This window comes from Serinicoccus hydrothermalis (assembly GCF_001685415.1).
Classification (GTDB): domain Bacteria; phylum Actinomycetota; class Actinomycetes; order Actinomycetales; family Dermatophilaceae; genus Ornithinicoccus; species Ornithinicoccus hydrothermalis.
In genome coordinates, this window is sequence record NZ_CP014989.1 from 1,783,683 (window position 1) to 1,800,686 (window position 17,004).

Annotated in this window: 17 protein-coding genes; 10 read left to right on the forward strand and 7 right to left on the reverse strand. The window is 71.8% G+C overall.

Features of this window, described 5'->3' with window-relative positions; translation table 11 throughout:
• Positions 1–26 precede the first annotated feature (26 nt).
• The 6 genes from SGUI_RS08245 (at position 27) to deoD (ending at position 6,213) form a co-directional block, all read left to right on the forward strand.
• Positions 27–1,412: an FAD-binding oxidoreductase gene (locus SGUI_RS08245; protein ID WP_237141481.1), complete on the forward strand. Its 1,386-nt coding sequence runs from the start codon at positions 27–29 to the stop codon at positions 1,410–1,412.
• 46 nt (positions 1,413–1,458) lie between these two features.
• Positions 1,459–1,632 (forward strand): hypothetical protein, encoded by a 174-nt coding sequence (locus SGUI_RS08250; RefSeq protein WP_157621780.1) that lies wholly within the window; start codon positions 1,459–1,461, stop codon positions 1,630–1,632.
• A 244-nt stretch (positions 1,633–1,876) separates the two neighbouring features.
• The gene (locus tag SGUI_RS08255) at positions 1,877–2,329 is read left to right on the forward strand and encodes a hypothetical protein (RefSeq protein WP_066638609.1); all 453 of its coding nucleotides are present in this window, start codon (positions 1,877–1,879) and stop codon (positions 2,327–2,329) included.
• Between the two features lie 15 nt (positions 2,330–2,344).
• Positions 2,345–2,584 (forward strand): hypothetical protein, encoded by a 240-nt coding sequence (locus tag SGUI_RS08260; RefSeq protein WP_066638611.1) that lies wholly within the window; start codon positions 2,345–2,347, stop codon positions 2,582–2,584.
• Positions 2,585–2,659: 75 nt separating this feature from the next.
• Positions 2,660–3,913: a glycosyltransferase gene (locus SGUI_RS18295; protein ID WP_066638613.1), complete on the forward strand. Its 1,254-nt coding sequence runs from the start codon at positions 2,660–2,662 to the stop codon at positions 3,911–3,913.
• A gap of 1,574 nt (positions 3,914–5,487) precedes the next feature.
• Positions 5,488–6,213, forward strand: a complete 726-nt coding sequence (deoD, locus tag SGUI_RS08270; RefSeq protein ID WP_066638618.1) for a purine-nucleoside phosphorylase — start codon at positions 5,488–5,490, stop codon at positions 6,211–6,213.
• Positions 6,214–6,351: 138 nt separating this feature from the next.
• On the opposite strand, the gene SGUI_RS08275 is transcribed toward deoD, so the two are convergent.
• The 7 genes from SGUI_RS08275 to SGUI_RS17410 all read right to left on the reverse strand — a co-directional run bounded on the left by SGUI_RS08275 (position 6,352) and on the right by SGUI_RS17410 (position 13,176).
• A complete protein-coding gene (locus SGUI_RS08275) occupies positions 6,352–7,374 on the reverse strand; it encodes an alpha/beta fold hydrolase (protein WP_066638621.1) in 1,023 nt (340 codons plus the stop codon).
• Between the two features lie 14 nt (positions 7,375–7,388).
• Positions 7,389–8,201, reverse strand: a complete 813-nt coding sequence (locus SGUI_RS18010; protein WP_237141482.1) for an NUDIX hydrolase — start codon at positions 8,199–8,201, stop codon at positions 7,389–7,391.
• Positions 8,202–8,212: 11 nt separating this feature from the next.
• The gene (gene paaN / locus SGUI_RS08285) at positions 8,213–9,913 is read right to left on the reverse strand and encodes a phenylacetic acid degradation protein PaaN (RefSeq protein WP_066638624.1); all 1,701 of its coding nucleotides are present in this window, start codon (positions 9,911–9,913) and stop codon (positions 8,213–8,215) included.
• 99 nt (positions 9,914–10,012) lie between these two features.
• On the reverse strand, positions 10,013–10,957 hold the full coding sequence (locus SGUI_RS08290) for a hypothetical protein (RefSeq protein WP_066638627.1): 945 nt from the start codon (positions 10,955–10,957) through the stop codon (positions 10,013–10,015).
• A 160-nt stretch (positions 10,958–11,117) separates the two neighbouring features.
• A complete protein-coding gene (locus tag SGUI_RS08295; protein ID WP_066638630.1) occupies positions 11,118–12,155 on the reverse strand; it encodes a helix-turn-helix domain-containing protein in 1,038 nt (345 codons plus the stop codon).
• Between the two features lie 374 nt (positions 12,156–12,529).
• On the reverse strand, positions 12,530–13,003 hold the full coding sequence (locus SGUI_RS08300; RefSeq protein WP_066638639.1) for a hypothetical protein: 474 nt from the start codon (positions 13,001–13,003) through the stop codon (positions 12,530–12,532).
• Positions 13,000–13,176, reverse strand: a complete 177-nt coding sequence (locus SGUI_RS17410) for a hypothetical protein (protein ID WP_157621781.1) — start codon at positions 13,174–13,176, stop codon at positions 13,000–13,002. Before SGUI_RS17410 ends, SGUI_RS08300 begins: the two co-directional genes overlap by 4 nt.
• A 73-nt stretch (positions 13,177–13,249) precedes the next feature.
• On the opposite strand from SGUI_RS17410, the gene SGUI_RS08305 reads away from it, so the two are divergent.
• The 4 genes from SGUI_RS08305 (at position 13,250) to paaK (ending at position 16,860) form a co-directional block, all read left to right on the forward strand.
• Entirely contained in the window at positions 13,250–14,497 is a 1,248-nt protein-coding gene (locus SGUI_RS08305) for a 3-hydroxyacyl-CoA dehydrogenase NAD-binding domain-containing protein (protein ID WP_066638644.1), read from the forward strand.
• Complete coding sequence (gene paaI / locus SGUI_RS08310; RefSeq protein ID WP_237141483.1) at positions 14,494–14,931, forward strand: hydroxyphenylacetyl-CoA thioesterase PaaI; 438 nt, start codon at positions 14,494–14,496, stop codon at positions 14,929–14,931. Before SGUI_RS08305 ends, paaI begins: the two co-directional genes overlap by 4 nt.
• 47 nt (positions 14,932–14,978) lie before the next feature.
• The gene (locus SGUI_RS08315) at positions 14,979–15,464 is read left to right on the forward strand and encodes a hypothetical protein (protein WP_066638647.1); all 486 of its coding nucleotides are present in this window, start codon (positions 14,979–14,981) and stop codon (positions 15,462–15,464) included.
• A gap of 82 nt (positions 15,465–15,546) precedes the next feature.
• Entirely contained in the window at positions 15,547–16,860 is a 1,314-nt protein-coding gene (gene paaK / locus SGUI_RS08320) for a phenylacetate--CoA ligase PaaK (protein WP_066638650.1), read from the forward strand.
• The last annotated feature ends 144 nt before the right edge of the window (positions 16,861–17,004 follow it).

A 17,004-nucleotide genomic window follows, 5' to 3' on the forward strand; every position in this document is an offset into this window, starting at 1 on the left:
TCCGCCTCCCGCGTGGCGGATCGGCGATGATCGGAGGGACAACGACCGTCGACGAGGAGAACCCGATGACCGTCGCCTCCGACCTGGCCGAGGTGCTCGGGGACCGGCTCAGCCGCACCCCGGAGGACCTGCAGAGCTTCGCGGGGGACAGCTCCCGCGCGCAGCCCGAGGGTATGCCCGTGGCCGTCGTCCACGCCGAGAGCACCGCGGACGTCTCGGCGACCCTGGCCTGGGCCTACGCGAACGGGGTCCGGGTGTCGGTGCGAGGCGCCGGAACGGGCCTGTCCGGTGGTGCCGTCGCCTATCCCGGCGGGCTGGTGCTGTCACTGGCACGGATGAACCGGATCCGCCGCATCGACGAGGTCAACCGGCTCGCCGACGTCGAGGCGGGCGTGGTCACCTCCGACCTGGACACCGCCGCGAAGGAGCACGGCCTGTTCTTCCCGCCCGACCCCGCGAGCGCCCGCACGAGCACGATCGGCGGCAACATCGCCACCAACGCCGGAGGGCTGCGGTGCGTCGCGCACGGGGTCACCGCCGACTCGGTCGCCGCGCTGGAGGTGGTGCTCGCGGACGGGCGCGTGCTGCATACCGGGGCGCGCACCCGCAAGAACGTCGCCGGGCTCGACCTGACCAGCCTGTTCACCGGCTCCGAGGGGACCCTCGGGGTCATCACCGCCGCCACCGTGCGGCTCAAGCCGGTGCCGGCGGGCGAGCCGCGCACCTTCCGGGTCGGCTTCGACCGGATGGCCGACGCCGGCCGCGCCGTCACCGCGATCGCCGCGCTGCCGACCCCGCCCGAGGTGCTCGAGCTGATCGACGCCTATAGCGTGGAGATCATCGAGTCCTACCAGCCCAGCGGGCTCACCGTGCCGGGCGCCGCGATCCTCGTCGGGCAGACCGTGGGTCCGGGGGCTCAGGCGCAGGCCGAGGACATCGTCGAGGTATGCCGCCGGCACGGCGCAACCGACAGCGACATCGCCGAGTCCGACGAGCTCATCGAGGCTCGGCGGCTGGCCAACCCGGCGCTGACCGCGCGCGGGCTCCGCGTCTCCTGCGACGTCGGCGTCCCGCTGAGCGAGCTCACCGCGGTCTTCGAGGGCATCGAGGAGATCGCGCGTGCCCACGGACGCCGGGTGTCCACGGTCGCGCACGCCGGCGACGGCAACCTGCACCCCAGCGTGCAGGCGGGCGACACCCGCGAGGAGCACGAGGCCGCCGAGGCCGTCATCCACGACATCACCCGGCTCGCGCTGTCGCTGGGCGGTACGGTCACGGGCGAGCACGGGATCGGGTCGCTCAAGCTGCACGAGCTGTCGTGGCAGCTCGACGACACCTCGCGGCAGGTGCAGGCCGCGATCAAGAGCGCCCTCGACCCGCGGGGCATCCTCACACCGGGTCGGGGCATCTGAGGCTGACCCGTCGCCCTGAGGGGTTCGGCGTGATGAGATGGCGGGCATGAACCCGGCCACGAACGCAGCCCTGTCCTTCGTTCTCCTGGCGGTCTTCATCTATCTCATCTACTTCGCGGTGCGCTCGGCAGTCCTCAGCGCCCTGCGAGAGTTCTACGGGACACGCAGCGCAGCACATGAGGATCCAGAAGCGCGACAGGCGGACCAACGTCCGGAATGAGCGGCGGCCCGATCGCAGGAGAGCTTTGGCAGCCGCGACCGTAGGGTGGGCCGATGGGACTTCGGGAATTCTTCGGCATGACGCGAGCTGAGATGCAGAGCGGCTATGTGCGCAACGAGAGGGGCTCGATGCCCGTCTGTCAGGAGTGCGGGGCTGTGGTGGCCTACGAGTCCCAGTCGCGGCACACGGCGTGGCACGACGACGCCACGCGCGCACGGCATACCGGTTGATCCGGGGAGAAACGGTGGGGACAGAGCAGGCTGCACGATGGAGCTGGCTGACGGGCGGCTGGGCCGGGTTCGTCCTCGCCCTGCTGGTCGGCGCCGCCACGTATGCGGTCTGGCTCGCGTGGGACAACGAGAACTACTACGACGCCGCCCTCGGCGCCTACCAAGGTCCCTACCGGCCCATGCAGGTCGTGGGCTGCGGGCTCACGTTCGTCGTCGTCACCGCCCTCCTCGCCCTGCGCTGGCCGCCCCTGGCCGTGGCAGCTGGGAGCACCGTCGGCTTCTGGCTCTTCTGGACGATCCAGGCAGGCAGCAGCGACCAGACGGGGCTCTTCCTCTTCGGCTCGATCCTGCTGTTCCCGGTCCTGGTGGCGGGAAGCGGCCTCGCCAGCGGGATCGGCTTCGTGCTGCGCAGACGATGGAGACGAACGACGAGGTCGCGGCAGAGCGGTACCGGGGACTGGAGGTGAGACGGCCACGACTTCGTGCTGATCACCCACTGCGGCATCGACGACCTTCAGCTCGAGGGACAGTGGTACGAGCGCGTCGGCGGCCTGCTCGACGACGGCTCGCGCAATCCGCCGGACGGCTGGGACAACCCGGAGCAGGAGGGCACCGTCACCCGCGTCGACGAGACGACCGTCGTCTTCACCGATGACGCCGGGCACAGTGAGGAGTTCGTCCTGCGCGAGGGCGCTACGGAGCCGAAGGACAGCTGCGACTGAGTGACCAGGACCCTTGGAAGGCCCTTCGCTGGAGCTTCTCGCGCCCGGCCCGCGCGGGAGGGCGATGATGGAGGTATGCGCATCGCGATCCTGGCCGGGGGCAGCCGGGGCGACTACCAACCGGTGACCGCGGTCGGGCAGGAGCTGCAGGCGCGCGGGCACGAGGTCGGCGTCACGGCCTCCAGCGACTACGCCCCGACGATCCGCGACGCCGGGCTGGGTGTCGAGGAGATCCGGGTCGACGCGATGCGGATCTACCGCGAGGGCACCGTCGCCGAGCGCATGGCCGGCGCGAGCATCGGGCGCCAGGTCGGCGCGCTGCGCCACCAGGCCGAGGCCATGGCGCCAGAGCTCGCTCGCGCCCTCGTCGAGCTCTGGCCGCGCTACGACGCCGTCGTCTCCACCGCCTTGACGTTCCCGTGGGCCGGGCAGCTCGCCGCCCGCGACCCGCGCCCGCAGGTGCTCATGCTCTTCGTGCCCGCCCTGCCCTCGGTCTGGGGCGACGCCAGCATGTTCGCCACCCGCGCGGGCCGCTCCCCGCTCAACCTCCTCGACGGCCTGCGCGGTCTCGGCCCGGGCATGGCGATGGGCTCCCCCGTCGCCGACGCGCTCGCCGGCCACGGCATCCCCCGCGGCACGGGGGTGCGGGCGGCACGGCATACCCTCACCGTCCCCGCCTTCATCGCGCACTCCCCGCAGCTCATCGCGCCGCGCCGGGTCAGCGGCCGCCGGATCGTGCTGACCGGCTACCCCTTCCGCGACTCGCCGCCCGGCACGACCCTCGACGCCGGCCTCGAGCGCTTCCTCGCCGCGGGGGCACCGCCGGTTTACGCCGGCTTCGGCAGCCAGAGCCTGCGCCAGACGCAGGAGGCTCTGCGGCACACGATCGAGGGCGCGCTGGCCGCCGGGCACCGCGTGGTCGCGCTGCGCGGCACCGGGCTCGAGGAGAGGTATGACGAGCGCGTCGCCTTCGTCGACGGCGCCCCGCACGACGTGCTCTTCCCCCGCATGGCCGCGATCGCGCACCACGGCGGGGCCGGCACGACGGCGGAGGCGACGCGCTCGGGCGTGCCGCAGGTCGTGGTGCCCTTCGCGCTCGACCAGCCGTTCTTCGCCCGGCGGGCGCACGAGATCGGCGTGGCCGCGGCTCCGGTGCCGGTGGGGCGCACCTCCGTCGACACCCTGCGCGGCGCCTTCCGTGCCGTCGGCGACAGCGGGACACGACGCCAGGCGGCGCTGATCGGGGCACGCGTCCGGGCCGAGCGCGGCCCGCAGGCGGCGGCCGACCGGATCGAGGCGACCCTACTCAGGCCTCGCCGAGCACAGTGACGAGCCGGTCCACCATCCGCCGCGCCTGCTGCTCCTATCGGAGTCCTAGGTTATAAGGGACAATACGGCGAGCCGATGGCTCATGACACGAGCTAGTCGCAACTCATCTAAGCGGGCGAAGTCGACGCAAGCCAAGGTGTGATTGACACCGGGCGTTGTGAGCGCCTTTTCAGGGGGTGTAACGCGTGCACTGGCGAGGTGCTCACGCTGATGTTACCGTGACTTGCCTACGCTATTTACCGAAATGCAAGGGGATGCCATGAGCAGGCGATTGGGCGTTGTGATCGCGCTGCCGCTATTCGCGGTGTCAGGCCTCGCAGGGCCGGCGGTGTCGGCCGCGGAAGGCAATACTACGGAGAACATCGAAACGGTAATCTCGACCGAAGAACTGACCGAGAAGGTCTATCATGAAGACATTGGTGAGTATGTTACCTTTACCGGCATTAAGACTACTTCTCTGCTGACGGGGACAGACGATATCAGTACGACCACTGCGAACACTTCGTCGGGGTGTCGCGTCACCGAATGGGCGGGAAATCCTCAAATGGTGCGCGGTAGTTCCGCTCCTGACACAGAGTATGTTTCCGCTAGTGGTGACAAGACCTTATCTCCTGCGCGTAACCGTAATGACATTTCCATGTCTTTAAAGGAGTGTAGGTGGGTCGGTTGTTCCTACCGCCCCACAAGAGATGACGACTCGGGTGACGTCTATCCCGGCGCAACGAAGTGGCTTAACGTCTCCTACACATGTGGGGATTCACGTGAATACTACGCGCTCAGCGGGCTGTACCAATATGGAAGTAGCGATCGAGTTAGGTTGTGCGGATGAGCGCCACCGTTCGATCTGACACTCAAGAGCAGATAACCGGTCGCGGCCTGGGGGCAGGAATTCAGGTCTTCCTTGGCCTAAGTGTCATCGTCGCCGTAGGGGCGGCTGAGCACCTCTACAAATGGGCGAACGTGGATGGCCGCCCATCTTTGGTTGCTCTGGCTGGCGGTTTGTCTCTAGGTGCCTTGTTGTGCGGCATCGTCGGTATGTCAAGTACGCGGCTAGCGGGACCTTTCCTGTGGTCTTTAGTGGCTGGATTGGGTTTGGTCATCGTGTGGGGGGTGATAGCTACGCAAGGCAGCGTCATTCCCCCATCTGACATTCCAATGCGACCCATCTTCCCCGAACTAGTTATAGCCATGGCGTGGAATTTCGCCACCTGGTGTACCTTCGGTGCGGCTCTTGGTTCACTCATCAGGGTCCGAACCCTACGGCAGCGGAAGGGAACCACAGGCTGATCTGGACTTACGCCCACGTCGTGCGAGGACCAGTGCTCGCTGAGCGCGGCTAGCACCCGGCCGCCGGCCCCGCGGACTGGCGAGGGCCGCCGATGTAGGTGGACGTCCAGCGGTGCCCGGTGAGCGACTCTGTGGGGCGGCGCGTTGTTGCCCCGGTCGTGGCCCGGACCGCGCTGCGGTTCGGGCTCGTTCTCGCCCGCGCAGCCCATCAGCCGCGCAGGAGAGCAGGGTGAGAGCCGGATGAGGGGACGGTGAGAGGGGCCCGCGCGAGCGCATACCCTGGCGGGGTGAGCACCCACATCGCCGCCGAGCCCGGCCAGATCGCCCCCCGTGTTTTCCTGCCCGGCGACCCGCTGCGCGCCCGCTGGATCGCCGAGAACTTCCTCGACGACGCCGTCTGCTACACCGAGGTGCGCGGCATGCTCGGCTTCACCGGCACCTACCGCGGCGAGCAGGTCTCGGTGCAGGGCACCGGCATGGGCCAGCCCTCGGCCTCGATCTACGTCAACGAGCTGATCAGCGAGTATGACGTCCAGCAGCTGCTCCGCGTCGGCTCCTGCGGGGCGCTCACCGAGCGGCTCAAGGTGCGTGACGTCGTCATCGCCCAGGCCGCGGCGACGGACAGCTCGATGAACACCCTGCGCTTCGGCGGCTACCACTACCCCGCGACGGCAGACTTCGGGCTGCTGCGCGCGGCGGTCGAGGCGGCCGAGGCCGGGGACGTGCCGCACCTGGTGGGCACGGTCTTCTCCTCGGACAGCTTCTACCACTCCCGGCCCGAGCTGACCCAGAAGGTCGTGGAGTACGGCGTCGTCGCGGTCGAGATGGAGGCCGCCGAGATCTACACCCTCGCCGCGCAGCACGGTCGCCAGGCGCTGGCCGTCTGCACCGTGTCGGACCACATCGTCACCGGCGAGGAAACGAGCGCCCAGGAGCGCGAGCAGACCTTCGGCGAGATGATCACCGTCGCCCTCGACGCCGCGATCGCGACGCCGCTGCCCTCCGCCTCCTGACCGACCGCACGGTTTGCGCGCACCGGCCGCACGGTTTGCGCATACCGGCCGCTCAGTTTGCTGATTCGAACGCAAACCGTGCGGCCGGTCGACACAAAGTGCGCGGCCGGTCGACGCAAACCGTGCGGCCGGTCGGGGTCAGGACCGGAGGAAGGCGCGGACCTCGTCGGCGAAGCGCTCCGGCTGCTCCAGGTGCGGGCTGTGGCCGCAGCCCTCGTAGACCACCTCGGTGTAGTCGCCGGCCGCCTCCAGGACCGCGCGTACCTGGCTCACCATGGGCTGGGTCGGGCAGACCTCCTCGCCGGGGTAGCCCGGCACCGCGCCGAGCTTGCCCAGCTGCGCCAGGTCGAACATCGAGGTGTCCGACACGATCTGGTCGGAGTCGCCGCGGATCCACAGCACCGGCGGGGCCGGGTCGAGGTCGGCGAAGCCGGACTGGTCGAGGTACTTCGGCGACAGCGCGTTGTTCATCCCCGTCGTGCCCGGCGCCACCCCGGGCCAGTTGCCGCTGGTCACGGTGTCGCCCGGGTAGACGTCGTCGCCGACCGAGGTCTTGAGCATCGCGTCGAGGTATGCCTCCTCCACCTCGGGCGCGAAGGTGAACCCGGGCGCGACGTAGAACGCGCGCAGCGTGGTGCGCGGGCTCGTCGGCTCCTCCCCGCGGTCACCGGCCGCGAGCGCCGCGCAGAACTGCGGGTTGGCGGTGCCGCCGCCGCTGCCGGCGAAGTCGTCGGCCACCGGCCGGCCGTCCTCCCCGGTGCTGCCGCCGAAGCCGAACGGGCTGCCCGGCGCCTCGAGCACCAGCCGCCGCACCCGCTGCGGGTGGTCGATCGCCAGCTGCAGCGCGACGTTGCCGCCGGCCGACCAGCCGAGCACGTCCACCGGTCCATCCACGCCCAGCGCGTCGAGGACCGCCGCGACGTCGTCGGACAGGTCCGCCATGCCCCGGGTGGCGTCGATCGTGGCCCGGGCGGAGTCGCCATACCCCCGGAAGTCGGGCGCGAGCACGTGGAAGTCGGCCGCGAGCGCGTCGATGAGCACGTCGAAGAAGGCCGAGGACGACACGTTGCCGTGGATGAGCACGACGGTCGGTGCGCTCGGGTCCCCCGCCTCGCGGACGGCGGTCGTGGTGCGGGCGGTCTGGACGTCACGGAGTGTCATGACGGCATCCTGCCTCACTCCTGCGGCGGTATGCCGTCCTCCAGCACCATCCCGGCCGCCTCGCCGGACCCGATCGAGGCCAGGTGGCGCGCCACGTAGGGCGCGACGTGGTCGGCGACCTGGTCCGGCGCGACCCAGTGGACGGCGCCGATCTCGCTGGCCTGCAGCACCGCGCCGTCGGCCAGGTCCGGGTGTACGCCGAGGTCGAAGACGAGCAGCAGCGCGTCCTCCCACTGGCGGTAGCGCGGCAGCCAGTTGACCGCGAGCAGCTCGCCGACGGGCAGGTCGGCGCCGAGCTCCTCCTGCAGCTCGCGGCGCAGCGTGGTCCGCGGCGACTCGCCGGGGTCGACCACCCCGCCGGGCAGGTCCCACTCCCGCTTGTAGGTCAGCTCGCACAGCAGCACGTGCCCGCGACCGTCGCGGACGACGCCCTGGGCGATGACCCGCTTCTTGGGCAGCGTCGCGTTGAGCATCCCGAGGAAGGCACCCGGCTCGCCCGGGGCCGGGTCGTCGGCCAGCCGGCCGAGCCGCAGCAGGTCCACCGCCTCCCCGTCGGCCGTGCTGCCGCGCCCGCGGCTGACCCCCTCGGGCCGCAGCCCGGCCCGCTGCAGCAGGCGCCGCGTGTCGACGTCGTCGGCGCGGACCTCGGCCTCGACCCGCTGGCGCCCATCGGCGAAGGCCTGCTCCACCATCGCGACCACGGCCGCCACGGCACCCTCGGGGTCGCGGCCGCCCAGCCCGGACAGCCCGGTGAGCGCGACCACCCCGTCCGCCACGGCGCGCAGCCGCACGGCCGCGGGCTCGACCTCCTCCTCGGGAGCGGGCATACCGTCGGGCCTCAGACGTGGCGCCGGCTGGTGATGACCCGGAACCGGTTGGAGACGAAGGCGGCGTCGGCGTAGGCGGCGTTGGCCGCGGGGTTGGCGCCGGTGCCGTGGAAGTCGGAGAAGGCGGCCGTCTGGTTGACGAAGATCTGGCCGGTGAGGTTCTCCGACAGCGCCACCCCGGCGTCCGCGGCGGCCTCCCGCGCGTCGTCCAGGACCTCCTCGTCGGTGGCATACACCGCCGCGGTCATGCCGCCGTGCTCGGCGACGGTCCGCGAGAAGCGGCGCAGCGAGTCGGCGGTGTCCTCGGTGCGGATGACGAAGGCGACCGGGCCGAAGCACTCCTGCGTGTATGCCGCGTCGTTGGCGGCGTCGACCCCCACCAGGGCGGGGGTGCGCACCACGGCGTCGGGGTAGGAGGGGTGGGCGACGGCGCGGCTGTCGAGGACGACGTCGCCGCCGAGCCGGTCGGCCAGGCCCGGGATGTCGGTCGCGCGCCCGCGGACGTCGTCGTTGACCGTGGCACCGAGGACCTCGACCGCCTTGGCGTCGTCGGCGGTGAAACCGCTGATCGCCTGGCCGAGCTTCTCGGCGAACTCCGCGGCGGACAGGTCGCCCTCGTCGGTGCGGACGGTCGGCGGGACGTAGACGTTCTGCGGGGCGGTGCACATCTGCCCGGAGTAGAGGGAGAAGGAGAAGGCCAGGTTGCCCAGCATGCCCTTGAGGTCGTCGGTGGAGTCGACGACGACGGTGTTGAGCCCGGCCTTCTCGGTGTAGACGAGCTTGCCCGCGCCCGCCGCCTCGGTCTCCAGCCAGTGGCCGAAGCCGGGGCCGCCGGTGTAGTCGATGATCTTCACGGCCGGGTGCAGCGCGAGGTCCTTCGCGAGCGTGCCGCCGTCGTCCTCCGCGGCGAGCTGGACCAGGGCCGGGTCGAAGCCGGCCTCGGCGAGGGTCTCGCGGGCGATCTGCACGGTCAGCGCGAGCGGCAGGACGGCGTGCGGGTGCGGCTTGATGACGACCGGGTTGCCGGTCGCGAGCGAGGCGAAGATGCCGGGGTAGGCGTTCCACGTGGGGAAGGTGTTGCAGCCGATGACCAGCGCGACGCCGCGCGGCACGATCCGGTAGTCCTTCTGCATCCGGATCGGGTCGCCCTTCGCCGGCTTCTCCCAGGTCACCGACTCCGGGACGCGGCGCTGCTCCTCGAGCGCGACGACGACCGCCTCGAGCGCGCGGTCCTGGGCGTGCGGGCCGCCGGCCTGGAAGGACATGACGAACGGCTGCCCGGAGGTGTGCATGACCGCGTGCGCCATCTCGTGGCTGCGCGCGTTGATCCGCTCGATCACCTCGGTGAGCACGGCGGCCCGGACCTCGGCGCCGGCGTCGCGCCAGGCGGGCAGCGCCTGCTGCGCCGCCTCCATCGCGGCGTCGACGTCCAGCTCGGGGTAGCGCACCCCGAGGGTCGGGCCGTAGGGGCTCTTCTCCGAGCCGACGCTGCGGCCGGTCGTGGGCTGCTCCTCGAGCCCGTCGAAGTCCTTGTTGAGGGTCTCCTGGTGCGCGAGCTGGCCGCGCTCGGAGGAGCCCTCGCCGTAGACCCGGGGGCTCGGCGACTCGGGGTAGCGGCTGTAGTAGCTGCGCTCGCGCAGGGCCTGCGTCGCCGCCTCGAGGGTCTCGCGGTGGGTGTCCAGCAGGGGGTGCGTCGTCGCGGTGGTGGCCATGGCTCTCAGGGTAACGACGCCCGCGCGGGCCTGCCCAGCGGCATACCTGGGCGGTTGTGTCCCGTGGAAGTCGCGAAGGGTGCCGACTCCCACGGGACGCTAACCGGCCCACCCGCCGCGTCGGAGCGCCGAGGCGATCTGGTCGAGGAAGACCGCGGGGTCCAGCCGCCAGCCGAGGACCGGGATCTGCAGCGAGACGAGGTCGCGCTGGTCAATGGCGAGGGCGTTGCCGCGCACGGCGTCGTCGACCCCGTGCAGACCCCACTGGTGGTGGGCGCCCTGGATCTCGCCGTGCACGCCGTAGTCGTCCCAGAACAGATCGAGATAGACCCGCCCCGCGCCGACGGTCCGGGTGCTCTGCCGGCTCGGAGCAGGTATGCCGTGGGCCCGGCACGCCGCGACGACGTCCAGCTCGTTGATCGAGTGGGAGCCGTCGCAGACGTCGCGGATCACGGCACCGAGCAACTGCCGTCGGGCGCAGCGTCGCGTCCCGCCCCAGCGGTCCATCAGCGCGCTGGTCGACACGAGGCGCTGCTGCACGGTCATCGCCACCAGCGTCGCGGCGGCCCGGTCCGTGCGCTCCCACTGCGCGGCGCGCAGGAGCGCCACGTCGGTCTTGGTCCGCCGCAGCCCGACGGGGATCACCGGCCCGAGGTCACGCAGGACGTGGTGCCGGACGCCGGGCAACGAGCGGACGGTGGCGTTGCGCGGGACCGAGACGTCGATGGGCGACGCCTCCCAGTGCTTCAGCCCGGAGACGACCAGGGAGGTCGCGCCGTCCAGCACCGCACGAGGGCCGGACTCCCACAACGCCCACCAGAGGAGCCCTTCGCCTCGCGGCTCGGTGCCCGCGATGCACAGGGTGTGGCAGCCGGCGCGGTGCCACACCCCGTGATCGACCTCGGCCCGGATGTCCTCGTCGGTCAGTCCCTCGGCGATCAGGTCCGCGCGTCGGACGACGCCGGAGTGGCAGTCCGCCAGCAGGCGTGCGACCTCGTGGCGCCAGGCACGTCGGCGAGCCGCAGCGCTCGGCGCTCGTGCCATGCCTCCCCCTGCCCGCACCTGCCCCCCGGCTCGTGCGTCGGCCCCCAGCCTGACAGAGGTGGACCTCCCGTGGCCCCGGTCGTCCACAGCCCACGACGGTCCCGTGGGAGTCGGGAAGGGTCCCGACTCCCACGGGACCGTCGTGACCCGGTGAGGGAGCTCAGCTCCTGCCGTCGGCGAAGGCCAGCAGGTCGCGGACGACCTGCTCCGGCTCCTCCAGCGCAGGCCAGTGACCGCCCTCCGGGTAGAGGGTGAAGCGCTCCACGGCGAAGAAGCGCTCGCACAGCTCGCGCGGCGGCATCATCAGGTCACCGCCGAAGAGGGCGAAGGCGGTCGGCACGTCGACCTTGGCGGGTGTCCACGCCTCGCCACCGGCCGCGCCGCTCCAGGCGGACTGCTCCGCCGAGCCCGCGCCGTCACCGGCCGGCTCCTCCCAGGCGTCCGCATGCCAGTTCGCCTCGGGCTCGGAGTGGAGCGATTGCACGAACCGGCCGTCCTCACCCGGCCGACTGCCGAAGGAGTCGAGGTCGGCGGCGAGGATCCAGGCCGGGCTCGTCCCGGCGACCGCGCGCATCCCCCGGGTCATGTGCGCCTGGTCGCTGTAGCCCGCCTCCACCGCGGCCTCGGCGAGGGTCCGACCTGCGTGCAGGAGCCGGTATGCAGCACGCGCCCGCGCCAGCTGCTGCAGCTGTTTCGGGCCCATCCCCGCCGCCGCGCTGGACCGGCGCCGCAGCTGCCGGTCGGAGTAGGCCGTGGCGTCCCCGGCGAGCGCAGCCGCGATGGCCTCGTCGGTCAGCAGCACGCCCTGACGGTGCAGCAGGGTGACCATCTCCTCCAGGGCGCGGGTGTCGGCATACCCGGGGACGGGCAGCCGGACCCCACCGATCTCGACGGACGCGCCGTCGCACGGCAGGTCGCGAATCTCGCCGAGCAGCGACAGCTTCGGGACGTGCCGGAGGAAGACGTGCGCGGGCAGCTCGACGCCCCAGCCGCGCTCCCCTGCGCGCAGGTCGAGGGTCCGCGGCTGCGTGCTGGGCCCGATGAGGGTGGCGACGACGTCGGTATGCCCGTGGCGTCGGCTGAACGCGATGCCCCAGAACTCGTTCGCCGCGTCGGTGTAGGTCGCGTCCTCCTCCACCTCGACCCACCACAGGACGGAGACCAGCGGCGAGGCGGACTCGGTGAAGGTGTAGGCCACGGTGTGACGCTAGCGCGCTGGGCCTGAGCCGAGGGGCGAGCGTCGTCGCTGTGGCTCCCCGCGCGAGCGTCCCGTGGAAGTCGACAACGGTCACGACTCCCACGGGACGCTCTGGAGCGGGCCTCTCAGGCGACCGGCTGCTGCAGGTCCACCGACCAGCCGGCGCCGTCGCCGTCGAAGGGCGTGACGTCATACACCTCTCGGCAGGTGCCGTGCGGGGTGAGGCCGCGGTCTCGACCTCGGCGACGAGCCCCTGCCAGGCCTGCTGGATGCCGGACAGGTCACCGCCGGCGTAGCGGACGGTCAGCGCCCGCGCCTGGGCCTCGACCGTGGCCCGCTCCAGACCGTCGGGGACGGGCGCGTCGCCGATCTGCTCAGCGGCCGAACAGGCGGGCGAAGAACCCCTTGCGCGCAGGCTCGGAGGTGCGGTCACCGGCCTCGTGGGTCGACTCGCCGGCGCTCGGGTATGCCTCGTCTCCCGGCGCGGCGACGCCGGGCTCCACCGCCGGGCCCTCGTCGAACATCATCTCGGTCCCGAAGACCCCTTCACCCTCGAGGACCTCCCAGTCCTCCTCCACGAAGGCGTCCCAGATCTCGACCCCGGTGACGTCACCCACGAGCCCCAGCACCGTGTCCTCGGTGAGCAGCTCGACGCCGTCCTCCGCGGGCAGCGCCGGCCCCTCGTCGACCTCGCGGTGGCCCGCGGAGTCCACGACGTGCCGGCGCGCCCCGTCCGGCTCGCAGACGGCGAAGGAGTAGGTGTCGCTCGTGCTGCCGAGGAGCGCGGCCACGACCCGCCGGCCCAGCGTGCGCGCGAGCATCTCGTCCTCGGTGGCGAGCAGCATCATCCCGCCGACGAGGACGAGCCAGTCACCGACCGGCGGGCGACCACCATCTCCGGGTCGGACGAGATGCTCGCCTCGTCCCCGCTCGACCGGGCCCCGGTCGGCCGCAGCCCCACCGCCGCGAGGTCCTCGACCGCCGCGCCCTCGACATACACCAGCCCCATGTTCATTCCCATGACGCCAGTATGCCGACGCGACGCCCCCGGGCGCCGTCGTCCACAGGCGGACCGCTCATGCCATGGTGGACCCATGCCAGAGTCGCCGACGCCGCCGCACGCCCTGCTCAGCCCTCCGGACCAGACCGCAGTCGCCGTCATCGGGGCCGGGGCGATGGGCGCCGGGATCGCGCAGGTCGCGGCGCAGGCCGGCCACCCCGTGATCCTCGTGGACGCACAGCCGGAGGCGGCCGAGCGCGCGGTGGCCGGGCTGCGGGCGACCTTCGACAAGCTCGTCGCCAAGGGCAAGGTCACGCGGGAGGACGCGGACGCCACCCTCGCGCGGGTCACGCCGCACACCACCGCCGACATGAGGACCATCCCGGCGGTGGCGCTCGTGATCGAGGCCGTGGTCGAGCACCTAGACGTCAAGCGGGCGATCTTCCGCCAGCTCGAGAGCGCGCAGCCGAGCACAACGGTCCTGGCGACCAACACCTCCTCGCTGTCGATCGACGACATCGTCGGGGAGGCCTGCTCCGGGCACGACGCGGCGCTGCACGGCGGCACCTCGCCTGCCATGGCCCACCCGGAGCGGGTCCTCGGCCTGCACTTCTTCAACCCGCCGCCACTGATGAGGCTCGTCGAGGTCATCACGGGCGCCGCCTCGGGGGCCGACGTCCTCGACGCGGCCTCGGAGCTGGTGCGCCGCTGGGGCAAGACGCCGGTGCGGTGCACCTCGACACCGGGGTTCATCGTCAACCGCGTCGCCCGCCCGTTCTACGGCGAGGCTCAGCGCATGGTCGCCGAGGGGCTCGCGGACCCGGCGACGATCGATCTGGCGCTGCGCGGCGCCGGCTTCCGGATGGGGCCGTTCGAGCTGACCGACCTCATCGGGCAGGACGTCAACCTCGCCGTCGGCGAGTCCGTGTGGCGGCAGACCGGCGAGGACCCGCGCTACGCACCGACCGACTGGCAGCGCGAGCTCGTGCGCGAGGGCAGGCTCGGCCGCAAGACCGGGCGCGGCGTCTTCGAGTATGCCGACGGCCGGCCGGTCGACGCCGAGCCCGACGCGGCGCTCGCCGAGCAGCTGGTGGGCGGCCCGGTGCAGACCGACCCGGTCGCGCGCACCCTCGCCATGCTCGTCAACGAGGGCGTCGACCTCGTCCATCGCGGCGAGGCGAGCGCCGAGGACGTCGACACCGCCATGACCCTCGGCACCAACTACCCCCACGGCCCGTTCGCCTGGCTGGAGCAGATCGGCGCCGACACCGTCCGCCGGCAGCTCGCTGAGCTCGACGAGCTCTATCCCGGCGGCCGCTACCGACCGAGCGAGGCACTGTGACCGACACCGATCTCAGCCACGTCCACCGCATGTGGGACCAGGACAGGGCCTCCGCCGCCCTCGGCATCGAGCTCCTCGACGTCGAGGTCGAGACCACCGAGGGAGGCCGTCGCCTGGGTCGGGCCCGCACCCGCATGCGGATCGTCGACACGATGGTCAACGGCCACGACATCGCCCACGGGGGCTACGTCTTCACCCTCGCCGACTCCACCTTCGCCCTCGCCTGCAACGCGACCGGCCGCACCACGGTCGCGGCGAGCTGCGACATCACCTATCTCCTCCCCTCACGGCTCGACGACGTCCTCGTCGCCACCGCGGCCGAGCGGGTGAGCTACGGCCGCAGCGGGATCACGGACGTCACGGTATGCCGCGCCTCCGACAGTGCCGTCGTCGCCGAGTTCCGCGGGCACTCCCGGGCCATCAGGCCGTCGTGAGCCAGGAGGGGCGCCCAGCACGCCCCGGGACAGCGGACGAGGACCGCATGTCACCGGAGCGCCGGCGGGAGCTCCTGCGTCGCTACCGGTCCCTGGGCCTGGGGGAGCTGGTGGCCGCGGCCGTCTTCGTCGTCCTCGCCGCGGCGGTCCTGCAGCCACGGTGGTCGGGCCGGGACTGGGCCACCCTGTGGTGGGGGCTCGGCCCGCTGGTCCTGGTCCTCGTCCAGGCGGGCGTCTACTGGCTGCTCGCCCGGTCGTGGGTGGGGACCGGGACCATGCCGACGAGGCCGGCGAGGGCATACCGGGCCTTCCGCATCCTCGACCCGCTGCTGCTGGCGGTGGGCATCGTGGTGATCGTCGTGCGCGGCGGCGACGACGCCGGTGCGCTCGTCCTCACGCTCGGTGTCTGGCTCTTCGCGGTGGTCGAGTTCGTCAACTACTTCGTCGTGCGGCTGGCCTATCCCCCGACGCTCTGGCTGCGCGAGGTGACGCGGTGGCGCTCACCACGGCTCGTGCGGGACCTCCGGGGGTGACACCGGACGGGACGCCCCGTGGTGCGGGCCCGAGGGCGGGGCATACCCTGACGAGCACCGGCGACGAAGGAGACGCGAGCGCATGACCCTGCCCGAGATCGACGAGCGCCCCGACCTGCACGACGAGGCCGAGACCTGGTCGGTCGACCAGCTGCGCGCCCACCAGCTCGAGCGGCTGCAGAGCTGCGTGCGGCGCGCGTACGACGGGGTGGACCACTACCGCCGCCGGCTTGATGCGCACGGGGTGCACCCGGACGACATCACCAGCCTCGACGACGTCCGGCGACTGCCCTTCACGACGAAGGCCGACCTGCGCGACAACTACCCGTTCGGGCTCTTCGCCGTGCCGCGGGAGCAGTGCGTGAGGGTGCACGCGAGCTCGGGCACGACCGGGCGACCGACCGTCGTCGGCTACACCCAGGGCGACATCGACACCTGGGCCACCCTCGTCGCCCGCTCGCTGCGCGCCGCGGGCACGCGGCCCGGCGACCTCGTCCACGTCGCCTACGGCTACGGGCTGTTCACCGGCGGGCTGGGCGCGCACTACGGCGCCGAGCGGCTCGGCTGCACCGTCGTGCCGATGAGCGGCGGGCAGACGGACAAGCAGATCCAGCTCATCACCGACTTCGGGCCGCGCGTCATCATGGTGACGCCCTCCTACTTCCTCTCCCTCGTCGACGCGATGACCGAGAAGGGCATCGACCCGGCCGACACCTCGCTGCAGATCGGCGTCTTCGGGGCCGAGCCGTGGACCGAGGGGATGCGCGCCGAGATCGAGCAGCGCTGCCAGATGCACGCGACCGACATCTTCGGGCTCTCCGAGATGATGGGCCCGGGCGTCGCGCAGGAGTGCGTCGAGACCAAGGACGGGCTGACGCTCTGGGAGGACCACTTCTACCCCGAGATCATCGACCCGATCACCGAGGAGCCGCTGCCCGACGGCGAGGAGGGCGAGCTCGTGCTCACCGCGATGACGCGGGAGGCGATGCCGGTGCTGCGCTACCGCACCCGCGACCTCACCCGGCTGCTGCCTGGGACCGCACGGCCCGGTATGCGCCGGCTCGCCAAGATCACCGGCCGCAGCGACGACCTCATGATCGTGCGCGGGGTCAACGTCTTCCCCACGCAGATCGAGGAGCTCGTGCTCGCGACGCCCGGGCTGACGCCGCACTTCCAGTGCATCCTCACCCGCCCGGGTCGCATGGACCAGCTGACGATCAACGTCGAGGGCGAGCCGGGCCTGGGCAGCGAGGACCGCAACCGGCTCGCCGGTGAGCTGGGCAAGCAGATCAAGGACCGCATCGGTACGACGGCCCAGGTCGTCGTGCTCGCCGAGGGAGGCGTCGAGCGGTCGGTCGGCAAGGCGCGCCGGATCGTCGACCAGCGCGACGCCTGACGCTTCTCCGCCCCGCTGCCCCGCTGCCCCGCTGCCCCGCTGCCCCGCTGCCCCGGCCGACCTTCGTTTTCGACTACTGGTTTCGTCGCCATGGCGAACAAACGAGAAGTCGAAATCCGGCAGACGGGCTCACCCCCCGAATTC